This is a genomic window from Hyunsoonleella ulvae (assembly GCF_016827605.1).
Classification (GTDB): domain Bacteria; phylum Bacteroidota; class Bacteroidia; order Flavobacteriales; family Flavobacteriaceae; genus Jejuia; species Jejuia ulvae.
This window is the reverse complement of sequence record NZ_JAEPJQ010000002.1, coordinates 685,748-701,971: the sequence shown is the minus strand read 5'-3', so window position 1 is coordinate 701,971 and position 16,224 is coordinate 685,748. Positions and strand designations below refer to the sequence as shown.

The window sequence follows — 16,224 nt, the reverse complement described above, 5'->3', positions numbered from 1 at the left end:
TTTTGCTATTCGTTTTTTCATTACACGATAATTACAAGCTTTGTGCATAGTATATTCAATTTTATACTCCTGTAACAACTTTGCAAGTATTTTAATTGTTTCATCTTCGTTAAGACCAATAAGTTGCCCCAAGATCTATTTCGTTAAGTAAACCATCATTTTTAATAAATGCATCTAAATATCTTTTTTTATAGTTCATACGGTAATTTTTTTGTTGCTATCATTATGTGAGGACTAAAAGCTAAAAGTGCATCATCAGTCTCGGTTATATTTAAGAGTTGCAATAAAGTTTCTTTTCTACTACTATTAGCCATACTTAGAAAAAAATCTTTATCTAACCATGTTATTCCCTCTACAGCATGTATGTTAATATGATGTAGCTGTTGATTAATAAACTCTTCTTTGAGCTGTTCTGGTCTATGGTAATATGCTTCAGCTAAAACCCACGGGAACGCATCAGGTTGATGATGTAAACCTGTTGTTAATACTTCTTTGCACATGCTAAGAAATGGTTTTTTATGGATATAACCATTTAATAGACCTACCAACGTTGATGCTGTATAATTAATCGCAAAACCTAAAATTATACCATTATTTTTTAAGATGCGTTTGGCTTCTTTTATACACAATGCTCTATCTTCTCTTTTTTGAAGATGATATAGAGGTCCATGTAGTATTATAAGGTCGGCAAAGTTGTTAGGGAATTCAAGTTTTCTTGCCTCTCCATAGTTTACGGTAAATTTGTTCTTTAATTTATGAGCCCTATTTTGAGCTAGTTTTATGTGTTTCTTAATGGGATCAACTAAGTGTACTACATGTCCTTTTTTTGCAAGCCACTCGGCGTATTTTCCTGTACCTCCTCCAACATCTATTATTGTTGAGCATTGGTTTGGAATATACTTTTCTATGAGAGTTTTAATTCTTTCAAACTCAAAAACTCCCATACCTTGATTTAATCTTGTTTCTTCTGATGAATTATTATAAAATTGTTCTATGCTCTTATTTATTAACTGTTTTTTATTCATTATTGTCTATTTTTTAATCACATTTAACAAAGCATCAATGATGGTATAGCTTTTCTGCGATTTTTATTTTTAAGTTTTTTGTGAAAAATAAATGTGCCTATCTATGCATTAAAGAACAAGAAGATGTTATAATGCAATTTTTACTCTTTTTTAAGAGTTGTCTTTCTTGAAAAGACTCAGATAGTATGTAATGAAAAATATAACAGAGTGTAAAGATATAAATTACGGATCAATTTTTCTAAAAGTTGTTTTTAACCATGAAATTTATATGTTTTCTCTTTTTCAATACCTTACATATTTTCGTATCTTAGAGAGCGTTAAAAAGAAACTAAAAATTAAATAAAATAAATTTCTATGACATTTGATATTGACATGATAAAAGGCGTTTACGCCAGAATGAAAGAGCGTGTAGACACCGCCCGAGACATTGTTGGAAAACCACTAACACTTTCAGAAAAAATATTATACAACCACTTATGGGACGGCATGCCAACCAAAGCTTTTGTAAGAGGAAAAGACTACGTGGATTTTGCACCAGATAGAATCGCATGTCAAGATGCAACAGCACAAATGGCTTTGTTGCAATTTATGCAAGCTGGAAAAGATAAAGTAGCAGTTCCAACGACTGTGCATTGCGATCACTTAATACAAGCCAAAGAAGGTGCAGCAAAAGATTTAAAACATGCCAATACAGTAAGTAGCGAGGTATTTAATTTTTTAGAATCAGTATCCAATAAATATGGTATTGGTTTTTGGAAACCAGGTGCAGGAATTATTCATCAAGTGGTACTAGAAAACTATGCGTTTCCTGGCGGTATGATGATAGGAACCGATTCGCATACGGTAAATGCAGGAGGTTTGGGCATGGTGGCCATTGGTGTTGGTGGAGCTGATGCAGTAGATGTGATGGCAGGTATGGCGTGGGAATTAAAATTCCCAAAGTTAATAGGTGTTAAGCTAACAGGAAAGCTATCGGGATGGACAGCACCAAAAGACGTGATTTTAAAAGTTGCAGAAATCCTAACGGTAAAAGGAGGTACAGGTGCTATTGTAGAATATTTTGGTCCTGGGGCTTTATCGATGTCATGTACGGGTAAAGGAACTATCTGTAATATGGGGGCAGAGATAGGTGCAACCACATCAACTTTTGGATATGATGATTCTATGGATAGGTATTTACGGGCAACAGATAGAGAAGGTGTTGCTGATGCAGCAAATGAAGTGGCAGCTTATTTAACAGCTGATGCTGAAGTTTACGAAAATCCAGAACAGTATTTTGATCAAGTTATAGAGATTAACTTATCTGAACTAGGCCCATTATTAAACGGACCATTTACCCCAGATTTGTCTACAACGGTAGGTTCTGAAATGACAAAAAAAGCTAGTGATAACGAATGGCCGATAAAAGTAGAGTGGGGCTTGATTGGGTCTTGTACTAATTCCTCGTACGAAGATTTATCCAGGGCAGCCTCAATAGCACAACAAGCATTAGATAAGAATTTAAAAACAAAAGCAGAATTTGGTATTAATCCAGGATCTGAACAAGTGCGTTATACTGCTGAGCGTGACGGTATTTTACAAGTTTTTGAAAAATTAGATGCTACTATATTTACCAATGCTTGTGGCCCTTGTATTGGCCAATGGGCACGATACTCCGATCCTAAAAATGCACCAAAAAATAGTATCGTACATTCATTCAATAGAAACTTTGCGAAGCGTGCAGATGGAAATCCAAACACACATGCATTTGTAGCCTCTCCCGAAATTACAGCAGCAATAGCTATTGCAGGACGCTTGGATTTTAATCCGATGACGGATAAACTCATCAATGAGAATGGGGAAGAAGTGATGCTAGATGAACCTACAGGATGGGAATTACCTCCAAAAGGTTTTGAGGTTGAGGAAAATGGGTATTTAGCTCCAGAAGAGGATGGTAGCCATGTAAATGTTGTGGTTAAAGAAGATTCAGAACGCTTACAATTACTAACGCCATTTGTACCCTTAGGCGACACTATTACAGGTGCTAAACTATTAATAAAAGCCTTTGGTAAGTGTACAACCGATCATATTTCTATGGCTGGTCCATGGTTACGTTTTAGAGGACATTTAGATAATATAGCCAATAATACCTTAATTGGAGCGGTTAACGCTTTTAATAAGAAAACCAACTTTGTTAAAAATCAATTAACAGGAGATTATGGTGGTGTACCAGATGTGCAACGTGCTTATAAAGCGGCAGGTATTAAAACTATTGTGGTAGGAGATCATAATTATGGAGAAGGTTCTTCTAGAGAACACGCTGCAATGCAACCACGCCATCTAGGAGTAGCGGCAGTTATTGTTAAATCTTTTGCGCGTATTCATGAAACCAACTTGAAAAAACAAGGGATGTTGGGGTTAACCTTTGCTAATGAAAGTGACTATGATTTGATTCAAGAAGATGATTCCTTTAACTTCTTAGATTTAAACGAGTTTGGACCAGATAAGCAATTAACCTTAGAGATTGTGCATACTGACGGAACTAAGGATACTGTTAAATTAAACCATACATATAACGATGCACAGATAGCATGGTATAAGGAAGGCTCTGCACTTAATTTAATAAAGAAGCAAAATGCTTAATATTTGCATAGACTACATGAAATTTAAAAATCCAGCGAAAAGCTGGATTTTTTGTTTTTAATATGGTGTGCGATATTTAGGATTTGTGGCGTTTTTCACCGCGTTTTTCTTTTGCTTTGTTCTTAATGTAAATATGTTTATACCTACTATTGTTTGGGGCATTACGCTCTTCAATATCAAATTTACCTGTAGATTTTATTAGAGGCGTTAGCTTTTGAAAACCATAGTTTCTTGAGTCAAAATTAGGGCGTTTCTTTTGTATTAAACTACCAACATCCCCTAGAAATGCCCATCCATCTTCATCAGACAAATCTTCTATTGAGGATTTTATCAAATTAATCTCTTTCAGGGTAATAATATCAACAGAAGGTTTTTTGGATGATTTAGAATCATTAGTATCACTATCCTCTTTTTCGTTATCTCTGCTTTTTAAAATTTCAATATATATAAACCTGTCACATGCAGCTATGAACGGATTTGGCGTTTTCTTTTCCCCAATGCCAATAACTTGCATACGGGCTTCCCTTAATCGTGTAGCCAAACGTGTAAAGTCACTATCACTGGACACTAGGCAAAACCCCTCAACTTTATTGGAATATAAAATATCCATAGCATCAATTATCATGGCGGAGTCTGTGGCGTTTTTTCCAATAGTATAACTATATTGCTGTACAGGTGTGATTGCATTTTCAAGTAATACTTTTTTCCATTTGTTTAAATTTGGTTTTGTCCAGTCTCCATAAATACGCTTTATGGTGGGATTACCATATTTCGCGATTTCTTCCATCATTTCATTAACATGACTTGCAGGTATGTTATCCCCATCTATTAAAACAGCAAGATTAATATTCATAATAAGTGTTTAAAATAAGTCTCTAAGTTACAGGATAGTTATGCCAGAGCCAAACATATGGTAGATTTATTAAAAAATGAATAATCATAAATATATTCATTTATAAGGCTTTTATATTTTCATATTGTTAAAATTACGATGTTATTTTGGTAATATGACAAAAGTCATAATTAATATTGAAGGCACACTTTAATTTTACAGTAACAAAATGATAACAAACAATGAGATTTTAAAAATTTCATTGTTAGAGCAATTACAAACTTTAAAACCGGTAAACATGATACCTAAAAAGAACCCAGAATTAGAGGTAGGCCGGAATAGCAGCCTTTATTTCGCTATAGGACTCAATATTATGTTATTCTTTTCGTGGCAAGCGATTGAATATAAAACATATGAAGAAGAGGCAGTAGTAATAGATATGATTGTGATGGATACGGAAATAGATGAAGAAATTCCGTTGGTAAGTATGAATACGCCACCACCGCCACCACCGCCAGTAGTTATGCAAGAGACTGTACAAATTGTAGAGGATACAGAAGAGATTGAAGAAACTGTATTTGAAAGTACAGAAACTAGTCAGGATGATTTAATAAGTGATAATGTAATACGTGTTGAAGATGTAAATGTTGGGCAAATAGAAGAGGAAGTTGAGGTACCATTTGCTGTAATTGAAGATGTGCCTTTATTTCCTGGTTGTGAGAAGGTAAAAAAATCTGAGCGCAGAAAGTGTTTTCAAGAAAAAATGAATATGCATGTAGCAAAAAACTTCAACTATCCAGAAATGGCATTAGATATGGAAATATCAGGACGTGTGTTTGTAATATTTGTAATAGCTCAAGATGGAAGAATTACAAAAATTAGAACTAGAGGTCCAGATAAAATATTGGAAGATGAAGCACACCGTATAGTAAGTTTATTGCCAAAAATGATTCCAGGAAAACAACGCGGTAAACCTGTAAGTGTACCATTTAGTTTGCCTATTAATTTTAAAATGGCAGAACAATAGCAAACACATAACAAGCTTTTTTAGGGTTAATACCCAGTTATCATGTTTGGACGGTTAAGGATACTTTATTACAAAGTATCCTTAACTTTTTTATGCCTGTTTACTACAGTTTAAAAGAAAACTACAATTCAGTATCTGTTTTTTACAGTTCGGTAAGTTCAATTTTAAATTCGTGGGCTTTGATAAGATATTTGAACTGTCATTAAAAATAAAACAGTTATGCAACAACTTATCAAAATCATCTGCTTCATCATTATAAGCACATCGCTTTCATTTGCACAAGAGGCTACAGGACATCATGTAACCGTAACAATCTCTAATTTAGAAAGTAATTCAGGGAAAGTTTACATATCCCTTTATAATTCACAAGCCAGCTTCCTAGGAAAAGGCTATAAATCTACTTCCTTAATAATACAAAACAACAGTTGCGAAGTAGTTTTTAAAAATATACCTAACGGTACTTATGCTGTATCATTTTACCACGATGAAAACAATAACAATAAAATGGATACAGGTATGTTTGGTATTCCCAAAGAAGATTATGGGTGCTCAAATAATGCTAAAGGTTTTATGGGGCCACCAAAATGGGAAGATGCCAAATTCACAATCAATAACGAATCAGTAACACAACATATCACATTATAACACTTAATATCATGAAACACCTATTTATTATCGCAACATTTTTAGTGTCAATATTAACAACGGCACAAACTAATTATGAAAAAGGAATGCAAAAAGCATTTGAGTTGTGGGGGGAAAACAAACCAGCAGAAGCTGCCAATTTGTTTGAGCGCATAGCTTCAGCAGAGCCAGACAACTGGTTGCCACCGTACTGGGCAGCTCAAATAAATATCGTAACCAGTTTTGGGGAACAGGATAAAGATAAACTAGTTGCAAAATTAAAAAAGGGACAGGATTTATTGAATGACGCTACAGCAATTTCAAAAAATAACCCAGAGATTATGGTAATGCAAGCCTTATTGCATACGGCTTGGATTGCTTCAGATGGTGCCACTTACGGTATGACCTTATCTCCAAAAGTAATTGAGTTATATGCTAAGGCAGAAGCCATAGCACCAGATAACCCAAGGGTTGTTGCATCTAAAGCAGAGTGGAATATTGGCAGTGCAAAATACTTTGGACAAGATACCACACCATTTTGTAAAGACTTAGAACGCGCCTTAGAACTTTTTGCTAAATTTAAAGCAGAAACGGAATTTCATCCCAAATGGGGTAAGGATCGGGTAGAGGAGTTACTAAAATCATGTAAACAGTAAATTTTTGCAATAAAACGTATCATGAAAAAATCGATTAGACAAATTCTTATAACATTTATAATTGGTTGTATAGTTTATGTTATTGGAGAGCTACTATCCGATAGGTTTAGCTACGACAGTATACAGGATTTTTTAATCGATTTTGGATTCTATCAATTGTATGCATTTCTGTTAGGGTACTCCAATATGTACTTTTTTGATAAAATGAATGCCTACAAATGGAAAAAGAACAGTACACTAAAGCGTATTATCGCTGGAATTATAGGGTCAACACTAATCACATTAATAGGTTTATTCTTTTTAAGATTATTTACCTACTTTGTTTTTGGAGGGACCTCTGTTGAAGAATTTATAGCAAATGACAAATTGGAATATTACTATTTCGGGCTTTGGATTACCCTTGCTATAGTATCAGTATTCCACATTATATACTTTTATAACAAGTACCAGCAAAACAAATTAAAGGAACAAAAAGTAATAGCAGGTACGGCAAGTGCAAAGTTTGATGCATTAAAGAATCAGCTAGATCCGCATTTTTTATTTAATAGTTTAAATGTATTAACCAGTTTAATTGAAGAGAATCCCCATCAAGCTCAAAAGTTCACTACCTCATTATCCAAAGTATATCGCTATGTGTTAGAGCAAAAAAATAAGGAGTTGGTAACCGTAGACGAAGAGCTACAGTTTGCAAAAACCTATATGTCGCTTTTAAAAATGAGGTTTGAGGACAGTATTGTCTTTACCATGCCAGCACAAGCTAAAAATCCAGAAAGTAAAGTAGTGCCGTTATCGCTACAATTATTATTAGAAAATGCTGTAAAGCACAATATGGTAACTCCAAATAAACCTTTACACATAAAAATTTATGAGGATGAGGGATATCTGGTAGTAGAAAATAATTTACAACCCAAACAAATCGTAAAAAAGAGTAGTGGTGTAGGTTTGGCAAATATCATGCAACGTTACAAACTGCTCACAAAGAAAAAAATAGACATTAACAAAGAAGCACAAAAGTTTGCTGTTGCAATACCAATGCTTACAAAACAAATATCAGTTATGAGAACACAAACATCAAATCAAATAGACGATACTTATTTAAGAGCCCGCAATCATGTAGAAGAATTAAAAAACTTTTACTACAGTTTAATATCCTACTGTTTAGTGATACCATTTTTAATATTTATCAATTATAAAACGTTTTGGGGTTTTCAATGGTTTTGGTTTCCAATGATAGGTTGGGGCATAGGTTTAACCATACAAGCTTTTAAAGTTTTTGTAAGTGATAAAACTTTTGGGGGTAACTGGGAACGACGCAAAATAGAGCAATTTATGCGTGAGGAGGAAGAGAATAGATGGAAATAGAACTGAAGTTGTAGCAGTTTTATAAAATAAACAAAAAATAAAAATTTAAAACAATGGATAAGTACGATATACAACCTTACGGGGAACGAAATTATAGAAACGAAGATGCATATTTACGGGCAGAAAAACGCTTAAAAGCTCTTAAGGGCTTTTACTGGCATGCCTTCTGGTATGTAGTCGTAAATATTTTTATTGTTGTGATAATAGCCGTTAATAGTGGGAATATGTGGCATTTCGGCACATGGTCAACACCAGTTTTTTGGGGTATAGGTTTGGGGTTTCATGCCATAGGCGTATTTGGCAAGCGTCTAGCCTTCAATAAAAAATGGGAAGAACGTAAAATACGAGAGTATATGGAAAGAGAACAACGAGACGAGCGTCAATTTGAATAATCATTTAAATACCTCTCTGTTGACAGGCTTTCATTTCTCAAAGTCTTAACGTGGAATCGGCAAAAATAGCGTACTAGTACAAAGTTTATCAACCAAAAACAGTCAATCGAAATACAATGAACGTAATAATTATAGAAGACGAAAAACCATCTGCAAGACGTTTACAGCGCATGCTTCAAACATTACATTTAGAAGCACAAGTTATGCTACATTCTGTAGAAGAAGCCATAGCATGGTTTCAAAACAATACGCATCCCGATTTAATATTTTTAGATATTCAATTAAGCGATGGACTCTCCTTTGAAATTTTTGAAACTATAGAAATTAAGTCTGCCGTGATATTCACAACAGCTTATGATGAATATGCGCTGCAAGCCTTCAAATTAAATAGCATAGATTATTTATTAAAACCAATAGATGAAGACGATTTAGCTATAGCAGTAAAAAAATACCAAGACCGTGCACCACAAAAACAAGCCGTAACACTAGATTTTAATGATATTAAAAAACTATTAGTAAACCCTATAGATAGGGAATATAAAAAACGATTTTCTGTAAAAGTTGGGCAACACTTAAAATTGATAAATATAGACGAGATAGAGTGTTTTTATAGCGAAAATAAAGGCACCTATTTACACACTACAGATGGTAGAAATTATTTAATAGATACTACTTTAGAGCAATTAGAGGAAGAGCTAGAACCACAAACTTTTTTCCGAATTAACCGTAAGTTTTTTGTCAACATTAACGCCATAAAAGATATGGTAAGCTATACCAATTCGCGTTTACAAATAAAATTAAACTCTTATAATGAACAAGACGTTATTGTAGCCAGAGAACGGGTTAAGGACTTTAAAGGTTGGTTGGAATAATTTCAATATCGGATAGAATTATTTTTAAGTACAAACGATATTTAGTATCTTTGTACTGTGTGGGATATAGATGTTACATACGGGAAAGACTTAAATGAAACGTTTCAACGTTTATTTGATAAGGTAGCAATGCTAGAAGCAGCAAGACCGCTGCCTAATATTGCATTGCAAAAAATTAAGGAAGCCCTATCTATAGAGTGGACTTACAATTCCAATAGTATAGAGGGTAACACATTAAGTTTGCGAGAAACCCAAATGGTACTTCAGGAAGGGGTTACGATTAAAGGAAAATCTTTAAGGGAACATTTTGAGGCAAAAAACCACGAAACAGCCATAAACTATTTGTATACATTGGTTACTAAAGGGTATAAGCTTAATGAAAAGGATATTTTATCGCTTCATGCATTAGTACTACGTTCCATAGAAGATGATTTTGCAGGAAGGTTAAGAAATGCAGGAGTTAGAATTTCTGGTGCCAATTTTATACCTCCCAATGCCCGTAAAGTATCTCAATTATTAGATGATCTTGTGCATTTTGTAACTAAAAACCCTTTGGGTTTAAATGTTATAGAATTGGCTACAGTATTCCATCATAAGTTTGTGTGGATACATCCGTTTTTTGATGGTAATGGTAGAACTGTACGCTTATCCATGAACTTAATTTTAATGGCACATGGTTTTCCTCCAGCTATTATTTTAAAAAATGATAGAAAGAAATATTACGATGCTTTAAATCTTGCTAATAAAGGCAACTATGCTAAACTAATGTTGTTAATGTGCCAGTCCTTAGAGCGTACACTTAATATTTATTTAAGTGCATTGCCAGATAACACCGAAGATTACAAAATAATCTCAGATATTGTTGAAGAGCCCGATGTACATTATGGGCAAGAATACATTAGTTTATTAGCAAGACAAGGTAAAATTGATGCCCATAAAGAAGGTCGCAATTGGTACACCACCAAAAAGGCTATTGATGATTACATAAAACAAAGAAAGCGTAAACGGTAGTGTTAGCTTGCATTTTTCAACTAAAAAAAACCAACTTTGGGAAGATTACAGTTTAAGGGGGAATTGTAAGTGATTTTGGATTTAGTTAATAGTTAGCAATAAGAATAGTCCGTATTTTAACTACTAATATTAGCAGTGCATGAAGCTAAAAAACTAAAAGATCTTCTGAGGTATATCAGAATAAGTAAATTACTTTGGGTCATTGTTAGTAAAAGATTTTATTTCGTTTAACAACCCTTTCCAATAGCCATATTCTCCTCTTTCAGAGATGTAATTGCCTTTACTATCAATTATTACATAACCTCCACAAGGATAAGGTATAGGGTAAAATGTCTTTTCAATTAAATTGTCAATATCAGATTGCCAATTGATCTTATTACCAAACCCTTTTAATCCGTCATTTGATTTATAGACAAATAGTTGTTTTAAATTTTCTATTTTATCAAATTTTCGTCGATACTGACTATAGTATGATTTAAAACTTGATTTGTATCCATCTGTACTACATCTGTCATTTCCTGGATAATAGTTTATCAGGAATATTTCATTATCATTAAACTTCTTGTTTTTATAAAATACTTTTTTAATTGAGTCTAGTATTTTTAACTCAATTTTGCCTTTTTTGTATCTAGATACTTTTACATTTAAGTAAGCTGAGTCTAATTCGAATCTTAAATTTATAATCAAGAGGCTCTTTAGACATTTTGTCAAACTCAGTTTTCGATATATATTCAAAATCATCATTAACATAAAGCTCTTTTTTCTGACCAAATAAAATAAGGTTATAGAAGCATATTAGTAAGACGGTTATAGTTATTTTCATTTTGCAAATTTTCACTAGAGTGTTCACGCATATCAATTGCGAACGAATTTAGTAGAAAATTTTTACAAAGTCAAATGCTAAGCTACTCGTCTACTCGGTTTTCATCAAAAGCAGATGGTAACAATTTAGGTATAAATTTTACTACTAAAGGCAATAATAAAGCGCCACCAGGTAACATAAAAATCGCTAGACTAGGTATGGATTTAAAAATATCTAAAAGCTGTTCTTGTACTTTTTGCTGTTCTTCTTTATTTAAATCCCTAACGGTAGACTGTGTGAGTAATACCATGAGTTCTTTACTGTCCTTAAGTTCTTGGTATAAACGTTTACTGTTGCGGGTAATCAACTTCTTTACCATTTTACTGGAGTTATTGTAAAAGCTCTGCACTACATTTTTAGAACTCAACAGGGCAATGTTATCCTTGTTTACGGTGTAAAAGCGATTTACAACTTTTATGGCCTGTAAAGTGCGAGAGAGCGGTAATTGTAAATCGGTACCCAGTTTTTCTAGAAAGTGCTGTTCGTCCACATCAATCATTTGGTCGCTCCAAGTTGCCATACATGCTAGGTCTAGAATATAGTACCGTTCCTCTTCAGATACTATGTAATTAATGGCTTTTTTGTAATCTAAATTCTCGTTTTCATTAAAGCGTAACGACGATTGAAATAGCTTTACTAAACTTTCATCATAACTATGCTTTTCTTCCTTAGCATTTAAAACGTCCAAGGCAATAGTCACAATAGCTGCTTCTAATTGTTTTACATAAGCCACGGAAAACACCTCTTTGGATAAATACTGCTGATAGGCTAACACATCTACATAAAGTAATGCGTTAATGATGAAGTAATTAAAATTCTTGGTAAGTATATTAGCATCAATTTGAATGCGTTTATGAATGATGTTTTCAAGTTGTTCACTAGATTTTATACCACCTAATAGGCCTTTAAAAAATGATGTTTTTATATCGCTTATTTCCGAATAAAAATTGATGACACTCTCTACAAAAGGCTGTTTGCAACTAGAGTTGTAATGCGCATAGTACAGTGCTATACACAAGTTAACTTTACAGATTTCTTCTTCTTGTAGGTCTCGTTTTGGTAAGATTTGAGATGCAATATCTTGATTACTACCATAAATAAATCCGCAATCCCTTAGCGCATCATAAAATGTGGCTCTGCTAAACTTTAAAAAAAGATTATTTAAAGTTAGCTCGCTTTCAAGTTTTTTTATCCAACCAGATGCTGAAGGGTTCATAGTTTATTATCACAATGATGTAAAAATAAACTTTTAGCTGAAAACTACCCTAGTTTTTTCTTTAACAAAAATTTAACAAAACCGCTAAAATCCTTTTTTCGTAGGTATGCTTGAGAGTGAAAATTAATAATAACAAAATCTCAAAATCATGAAAAATTTAAAAACAATTCTAGGCGTGGGAGTTTTGGCAATAGCCAGCTTTTTCGTTATTGCTGCAGACCATATTGATGCACCTGCAGTACAAGGTGGTACAAGTGATATTACCGATTTTTATGCCTTCCAAGGCGAAAACACATCTAACCTAGCCTTTGTGGTTAACGTACAAGGGTTGATAAGCCCTGCCAATACTGCTAATGCTTCTTTTGATGAAGGTGTTTTGGTAGAAATTAACATTGACAACACTGGCGATAATGTGGAAGACTTGGTAATACAGGCTATTCCAAGAGATGGTAAAATGTACTTTTTTGGTCCAGTAGTGCCATCGCAAACAGGTTTAAATAGTGTGATACAAACAAACTCTCAAGCTAGTGGAGTTGTAGCAATTACAAAATATGGAGAAAGCCCAGTAATTGGTACAAGTGCAGGTATGAGCTTTTTCGCAGGACCTAGAGACGACCCATTCTTTATGGACTTTGCACAGTATTCTGAAATTATTGCTGGTAACGCCTCTGGTTTTAACGATCCAGGGACCGACACATTTGCAGGTTCCAATGTGATGTCTATTGTAGTTGAGGTGCCAAAGTCTATGATTGGAGGAACAGGCACCATAAATACTTGGGTGGAAACCAAGACAAAGTAAACAGGTATTAACTTATAAGATTGTAATTATGAAAACTTTAAAAATATTAACCTTAACATTAAGCCTCTCATTTTTAGCATTTAACTGTTCTAATGATGATGACGGTGTAACGACACCAAAAGGCCCAGATTTTTCTGGAACTTATGAACAAGAAGACCAAATGGGAAGACCAGCAGTAAATACCGTATTTGTATCCTCTTCCAGTAAAGATATGTTTAATACTACAATACCATCTCAGCAAAACGCATCGTTTCAAAGTATGTTTGAAACTAACCTAACTGGGTTAAGTCCTGCATTTGCTAACCCAGGTGACCAAAATGCATTAGGACTTGATGCAGCAGCCTTTACAGGGTTACTTGCTACAGATGTTTTAAATGTTTCACTGGATGGAACAACCACTTTTTTTGATGGAACTAATGTATTAACAGGTCGTGCTTTGGCAGACGATGTTATTACCGTAGAGCTTCTATTGATTTTTGGAGGAGAGGATTTTTCTGAAAATCCAACACTATCCAATGACAATGTGGATGCTAATGACAAAGCATTTTTAAGCACATTTCCTTACCTCGCATCGCCTTGGTAATACTAAATTAATCTAATTTCCGGGTATGTTAACCATGGCATACTCGGATAGTTAACTTCAAACAAAAACATATAATATGAAACTTTTTAATCTAATATTTTGTACCGTTATACTTTGTGTTTTTAGTTGTAAAACCAAAACCGAGACACCTAAACTAGTAACAAACAAAACCGACTATAACCAGTATTTACAAAATAAGAACAATGAGATTTTGGATGCTGCACAACAAGATTATATATTTTGGGAAAAAAAGCTAGAGAAAGCGCCAAATCAGTTTCCTTATTTGGCAAAAGTTGCAGCATCTCAATCTCTGTTATTCAGCGAAACAGGTAAAATTGAATATTTAATTGATGCTGAAAGAAAGTTGATAGCAGCTAATAAAGCGACAAACTATAGTAATTCGGGTTACCTAAGAGCCTTGGCGAGAAACCATATTTCGCAACATAAATTTAAAGAAGCCTTAAAGCTTTTAGAAAAAGCAGAAGTACATGGAGATCGTTTAGCATCTACCCAAAAAATGCTGTTTGATGTACATTTAGAATTAGGGAATTTAGCTGAAGCACAACAATATCTTAATAAGATTGAAAACTATAAAGATTTTGATTTTTTAATAAGATTGTCTAAATGGAGTGACCATAATGGCGATTTAGACAAGGCAATTCTGTATTTAGAAAAGGCTACTGATATGGCAGAGGCTAATAAAAATAAAGGTTTGATGCAATGGTCTTACACGAATTTAGCCGATTATTATGGTCATGCAGGTCGCTTAGAAGACTCATACAGCCATTATTTGAAAGCCTTAGCGCTAAACCCTAACGATGCATATGCCAAAAAAGGCATTGCTTGGATAGCATACTCTCATGAAAAAAATACCGAAGAGGCATTACGTATTTTAAATTCTATTACTAAAAATTACCATGCTCCAGACTATCATTTGCTAAAAGCAGAAATAGCTGATTTTACAGATGATATTAATTTGAAAGAGAGAGAAATTGCTTTGTATAAGAAAGCAATGGGTAATACATTATATGGTAATATGTACAATAAATACAATATACTACTGCTCGCTGAAAATAAAGCAAAAACTGCTGAAGCCCTAAAGATTGCATATCATGAGATTGAAAACAGACCAACAGCACAATCGTATGATTTACTAGCATGGACCCATTACAATCATGGTAATTTAAGAGAGGCGCTTAGCATCATGGAAAACCATGTTGCAGGTCATACTTCAGAACCAGAAGTGTTATACCATATGGCTGAAATATATAAAGCTAGTGGAAAATTAAATAAAGCCAAAGATATAAAAGAAGAACTCTTAAAAAGTAGTTTTGAATTAGGGCCACTAACCACAGAAACGATTAAGAATATATAGTAAACAACGAAACATCAGATTAATTTGAGGGAATTGATTGTGACTAAATATACACCTTAAAAGGTTGGTTTTTAGGTTTTTTGTTTGATGGAAGTCGCTCAATCGCAGAAATGTGGTTGAGTGATTTTTTTGGATATAGTTTTATACTTCTGCAGAAATCATCAACTGGTTTTAACAACACCTAGAGTATATAGTTGATCCATCGTTGGAGTATCACTACCACCAGCAGGTTCAAGGGTTATACCAAAGGCTTCACTTTGGTTGGTATTTTTTATTTCGAAGATTTTATTTGCATCTGTTTTAAAGCTATCAATGGTGCCAAGGCTAGTAGGTGTTAGCGGATTTAATTTTAAGGACCATACTTGGTATACCATCCCTTCAGGAGGTTCTGGTAATCCTAGAGCATCTAAAAATATACGATTTGATGTTTTATCCCAATATACTTTTGCATAAGCATTGGCAAAATTACCCTGCCCATCCAGAGGTATTTTTGCAATGTTATCATCGCGTAACACAGAAATTAGTGTATTGGCTTCTTGTAAATTATTTCTAGAGTTTTCTATGTGTTGTTCAAGAATGGATTGTTGGGTTTTAGATATTTTAATATCCGATTCTAGTTTGTTGTTTTGTTGTAGTGTCCATAGCAAACCTAAACCTAAAATAACAGATGCAGCCCAACCTGTATATGTTACCCAATTATATCTTGGTTTAGAAATAGGGATTACTTTAGGTATTTCATTGCTAAGATTCAGTTCTTTTTTAATTTCCCGTAGGATATGTGTGTTTGTGCCTTTTGAGGTTGCAGCTGTTAATTTAATTATGGCTGCTTCGATATCTAAAACCTCTTGTAGAATTTCAGGATGTTTTTGCATAAGCGCGTACACCTCTTTATTTTCTTTTTCAGAGAGTGTACCTGCTACGTATAGCTCTAAAACTCCTGACGCTATGTATGCATTAATATCCATT

The 16,224-nt window shown here is 33.8% G+C and carries 16 protein-coding genes; 11 read left to right on the top strand and 5 right to left on the bottom strand.

Annotation, left to right across the window (positions count from 1 at the left end):
* Positions 1–188: 188 nt before the first annotated feature.
* On the bottom strand, positions 189–1,025 hold the full coding sequence (locus JS605_RS08445; RefSeq protein WP_203257258.1) for a class I SAM-dependent methyltransferase: 837 nt from the start codon (positions 1,023–1,025) through the stop codon (positions 189–191).
* Positions 1,026–1,379: 354 nt separating this feature from the next.
* Here JS605_RS08445 and JS605_RS08440 point away from each other — a divergent pair, with 354 nt between their 5' ends.
* Positions 1,380–3,647, top strand: coding sequence for an aconitate hydratase (locus JS605_RS08440; RefSeq protein ID WP_203257257.1), 2,268 nt, complete (start codon positions 1,380–1,382; stop codon positions 3,645–3,647).
* Positions 3,648–3,723: 76 nt separating this feature from the next.
* Here the strand turns inward: JS605_RS08440 and JS605_RS08435 are convergent, their stop codons facing one another.
* Positions 3,724–4,500 carry an NYN domain-containing protein gene (locus JS605_RS08435; RefSeq protein WP_203257256.1) on the bottom strand — a complete coding sequence of 259 codons (777 nt, stop codon included), beginning with the start codon at positions 4,498–4,500 and terminating at the stop codon, positions 3,724–3,726.
* A gap of 208 nt (positions 4,501–4,708) precedes the next feature.
* Here JS605_RS08435 and JS605_RS08430 point away from each other — a divergent pair, with 208 nt between their 5' ends.
* The 7 genes from JS605_RS08430 (at position 4,709) to JS605_RS08400 (ending at position 10,423) form a co-directional block, all read left to right on the top strand.
* Positions 4,709–5,506: an energy transducer TonB gene (locus JS605_RS08430; protein ID WP_317194138.1), complete on the top strand. Its 798-nt coding sequence runs from the start codon at positions 4,709–4,711 to the stop codon at positions 5,504–5,506.
* A 219-nt stretch (positions 5,507–5,725) separates the two neighbouring features.
* A complete protein-coding gene (locus tag JS605_RS08425; RefSeq protein ID WP_203257255.1) occupies positions 5,726–6,151 on the top strand; it encodes a DUF2141 domain-containing protein in 426 nt (141 codons plus the stop codon).
* Positions 6,152–6,162: 11 nt separating this feature from the next.
* Positions 6,163–6,786, top strand: a complete 624-nt coding sequence (locus JS605_RS08420) for a hypothetical protein (protein WP_203257254.1) — start codon at positions 6,163–6,165, stop codon at positions 6,784–6,786.
* Positions 6,787–6,807: 21 nt separating this feature from the next.
* The gene (locus JS605_RS08415) at positions 6,808–8,148 is read left to right on the top strand and encodes a 2TM domain-containing protein (RefSeq protein ID WP_203257253.1); all 1,341 of its coding nucleotides are present in this window, start codon (positions 6,808–6,810) and stop codon (positions 8,146–8,148) included.
* Between the two features lie 53 nt (positions 8,149–8,201).
* Positions 8,202–8,540 carry a 2TM domain-containing protein gene (locus JS605_RS08410; RefSeq protein ID WP_203257252.1) on the top strand — a complete coding sequence of 113 codons (339 nt, stop codon included), beginning with the start codon at positions 8,202–8,204 and terminating at the stop codon, positions 8,538–8,540.
* Positions 8,541–8,656: 116 nt separating this feature from the next.
* A complete protein-coding gene (locus JS605_RS08405) occupies positions 8,657–9,412 on the top strand; it encodes a LytR/AlgR family response regulator transcription factor (RefSeq protein WP_203257251.1) in 756 nt (251 codons plus the stop codon).
* Positions 9,413–9,469: 57 nt separating this feature from the next.
* On the top strand, positions 9,470–10,423 hold the full coding sequence (locus tag JS605_RS08400) for a Fic family protein (protein WP_203257250.1): 954 nt from the start codon (positions 9,470–9,472) through the stop codon (positions 10,421–10,423).
* A gap of 189 nt (positions 10,424–10,612) precedes the next feature.
* Here JS605_RS08400 and JS605_RS08395 read toward each other — a convergent pair whose 3' ends face one another.
* Entirely contained in the window at positions 10,613–11,110 is a 498-nt protein-coding gene (locus JS605_RS08395; protein ID WP_203257249.1) for a hypothetical protein, read from the bottom strand.
* A gap of 218 nt (positions 11,111–11,328) precedes the next feature.
* Positions 11,329–12,501 carry an LETM1-related biofilm-associated protein gene (locus JS605_RS08390; RefSeq protein ID WP_203257248.1) on the bottom strand — a complete coding sequence of 391 codons (1,173 nt, stop codon included), beginning with the start codon at positions 12,499–12,501 and terminating at the stop codon, positions 11,329–11,331.
* A gap of 148 nt (positions 12,502–12,649) precedes the next feature.
* Here JS605_RS08390 and JS605_RS17630 point away from each other — a divergent pair, with 148 nt between their 5' ends.
* From JS605_RS17630 to JS605_RS08375, 3 genes are all read left to right on the top strand, one after another.
* Entirely contained in the window at positions 12,650–13,300 is a 651-nt protein-coding gene (locus JS605_RS17630) for a DUF4331 family protein (RefSeq protein ID WP_203257247.1), read from the top strand.
* Between the two features lie 28 nt (positions 13,301–13,328).
* The gene (locus tag JS605_RS17625) at positions 13,329–13,883 is read left to right on the top strand and encodes a DUF4331 family protein (protein WP_203257246.1); all 555 of its coding nucleotides are present in this window, start codon (positions 13,329–13,331) and stop codon (positions 13,881–13,883) included.
* A 76-nt stretch (positions 13,884–13,959) separates the two neighbouring features.
* On the top strand, positions 13,960–15,258 hold the full coding sequence (locus JS605_RS08375; protein WP_203257245.1) for a tetratricopeptide repeat protein: 1,299 nt from the start codon (positions 13,960–13,962) through the stop codon (positions 15,256–15,258).
* 161 nt (positions 15,259–15,419) lie between these two features.
* Here the strand turns inward: JS605_RS08375 and JS605_RS08370 are convergent, their stop codons facing one another.
* The gene (locus tag JS605_RS08370; protein ID WP_203257244.1) at positions 15,420–16,223 is read right to left on the bottom strand and encodes an anti-sigma factor; all 804 of its coding nucleotides are present in this window, start codon (positions 16,221–16,223) and stop codon (positions 15,420–15,422) included.
* Position 16,224: the final 1 nt, after the last annotated feature.

Bases quoted from the DNA above. Each gene is read 5' to 3' on its own strand.
- JS605_RS08375 (WP_203257245.1), top strand. From the start codon at position 13,960: ATGAAACTTTTTAATCTAATATTTTGTACCGTTATACTTTGTGTTTTT.
- JS605_RS17625 (WP_203257246.1), top strand. From the start codon at position 13,329: ATGAAAACTTTAAAAATATTAACCTTAACATTAAGCCTCTCATTTTTA.
- JS605_RS08390 (WP_203257248.1), bottom strand. From the start codon at position 12,501: ATGAACCCTTCAGCATCTGGTTGGATAAAAAAACTTGAAAGCGAGCTA.
- JS605_RS08420 (WP_203257254.1), top strand. From the start codon at position 6,163: ATGAAACACCTATTTATTATCGCAACATTTTTAGTGTCAATATTAACA.
- JS605_RS08430 (WP_317194138.1), top strand. From the start codon at position 4,709: ATGATAACAAACAATGAGATTTTAAAAATTTCATTGTTAGAGCAATTA.
- JS605_RS08410 (WP_203257252.1), top strand. From the start codon at position 8,202: ATGGATAAGTACGATATACAACCTTACGGGGAACGAAATTATAGAAAC.
- JS605_RS17630 (WP_203257247.1), top strand. From the start codon at position 12,650: ATGAAAAATTTAAAAACAATTCTAGGCGTGGGAGTTTTGGCAATAGCC.
- JS605_RS08415 (WP_203257253.1), top strand. From the start codon at position 6,808: ATGAAAAAATCGATTAGACAAATTCTTATAACATTTATAATTGGTTGT.
- JS605_RS08405 (WP_203257251.1), top strand. From the start codon at position 8,657: ATGAACGTAATAATTATAGAAGACGAAAAACCATCTGCAAGACGTTTA.
- JS605_RS08370 (WP_203257244.1), bottom strand. From the start codon at position 16,223: ATGGATATTAATGCATACATAGCGTCAGGAGTTTTAGAGCTATACGTA.
- JS605_RS08440 (WP_203257257.1), top strand. From the start codon at position 1,380: ATGACATTTGATATTGACATGATAAAAGGCGTTTACGCCAGAATGAAA.
- JS605_RS08445 (WP_203257258.1), bottom strand. From the start codon at position 1,025: ATGAATAAAAAACAGTTAATAAATAAGAGCATAGAACAATTTTATAAT.
- JS605_RS08425 (WP_203257255.1), top strand. From the start codon at position 5,726: ATGCAACAACTTATCAAAATCATCTGCTTCATCATTATAAGCACATCG.
- JS605_RS08435 (WP_203257256.1), bottom strand. From the start codon at position 4,500: ATGAATATTAATCTTGCTGTTTTAATAGATGGGGATAACATACCTGCA.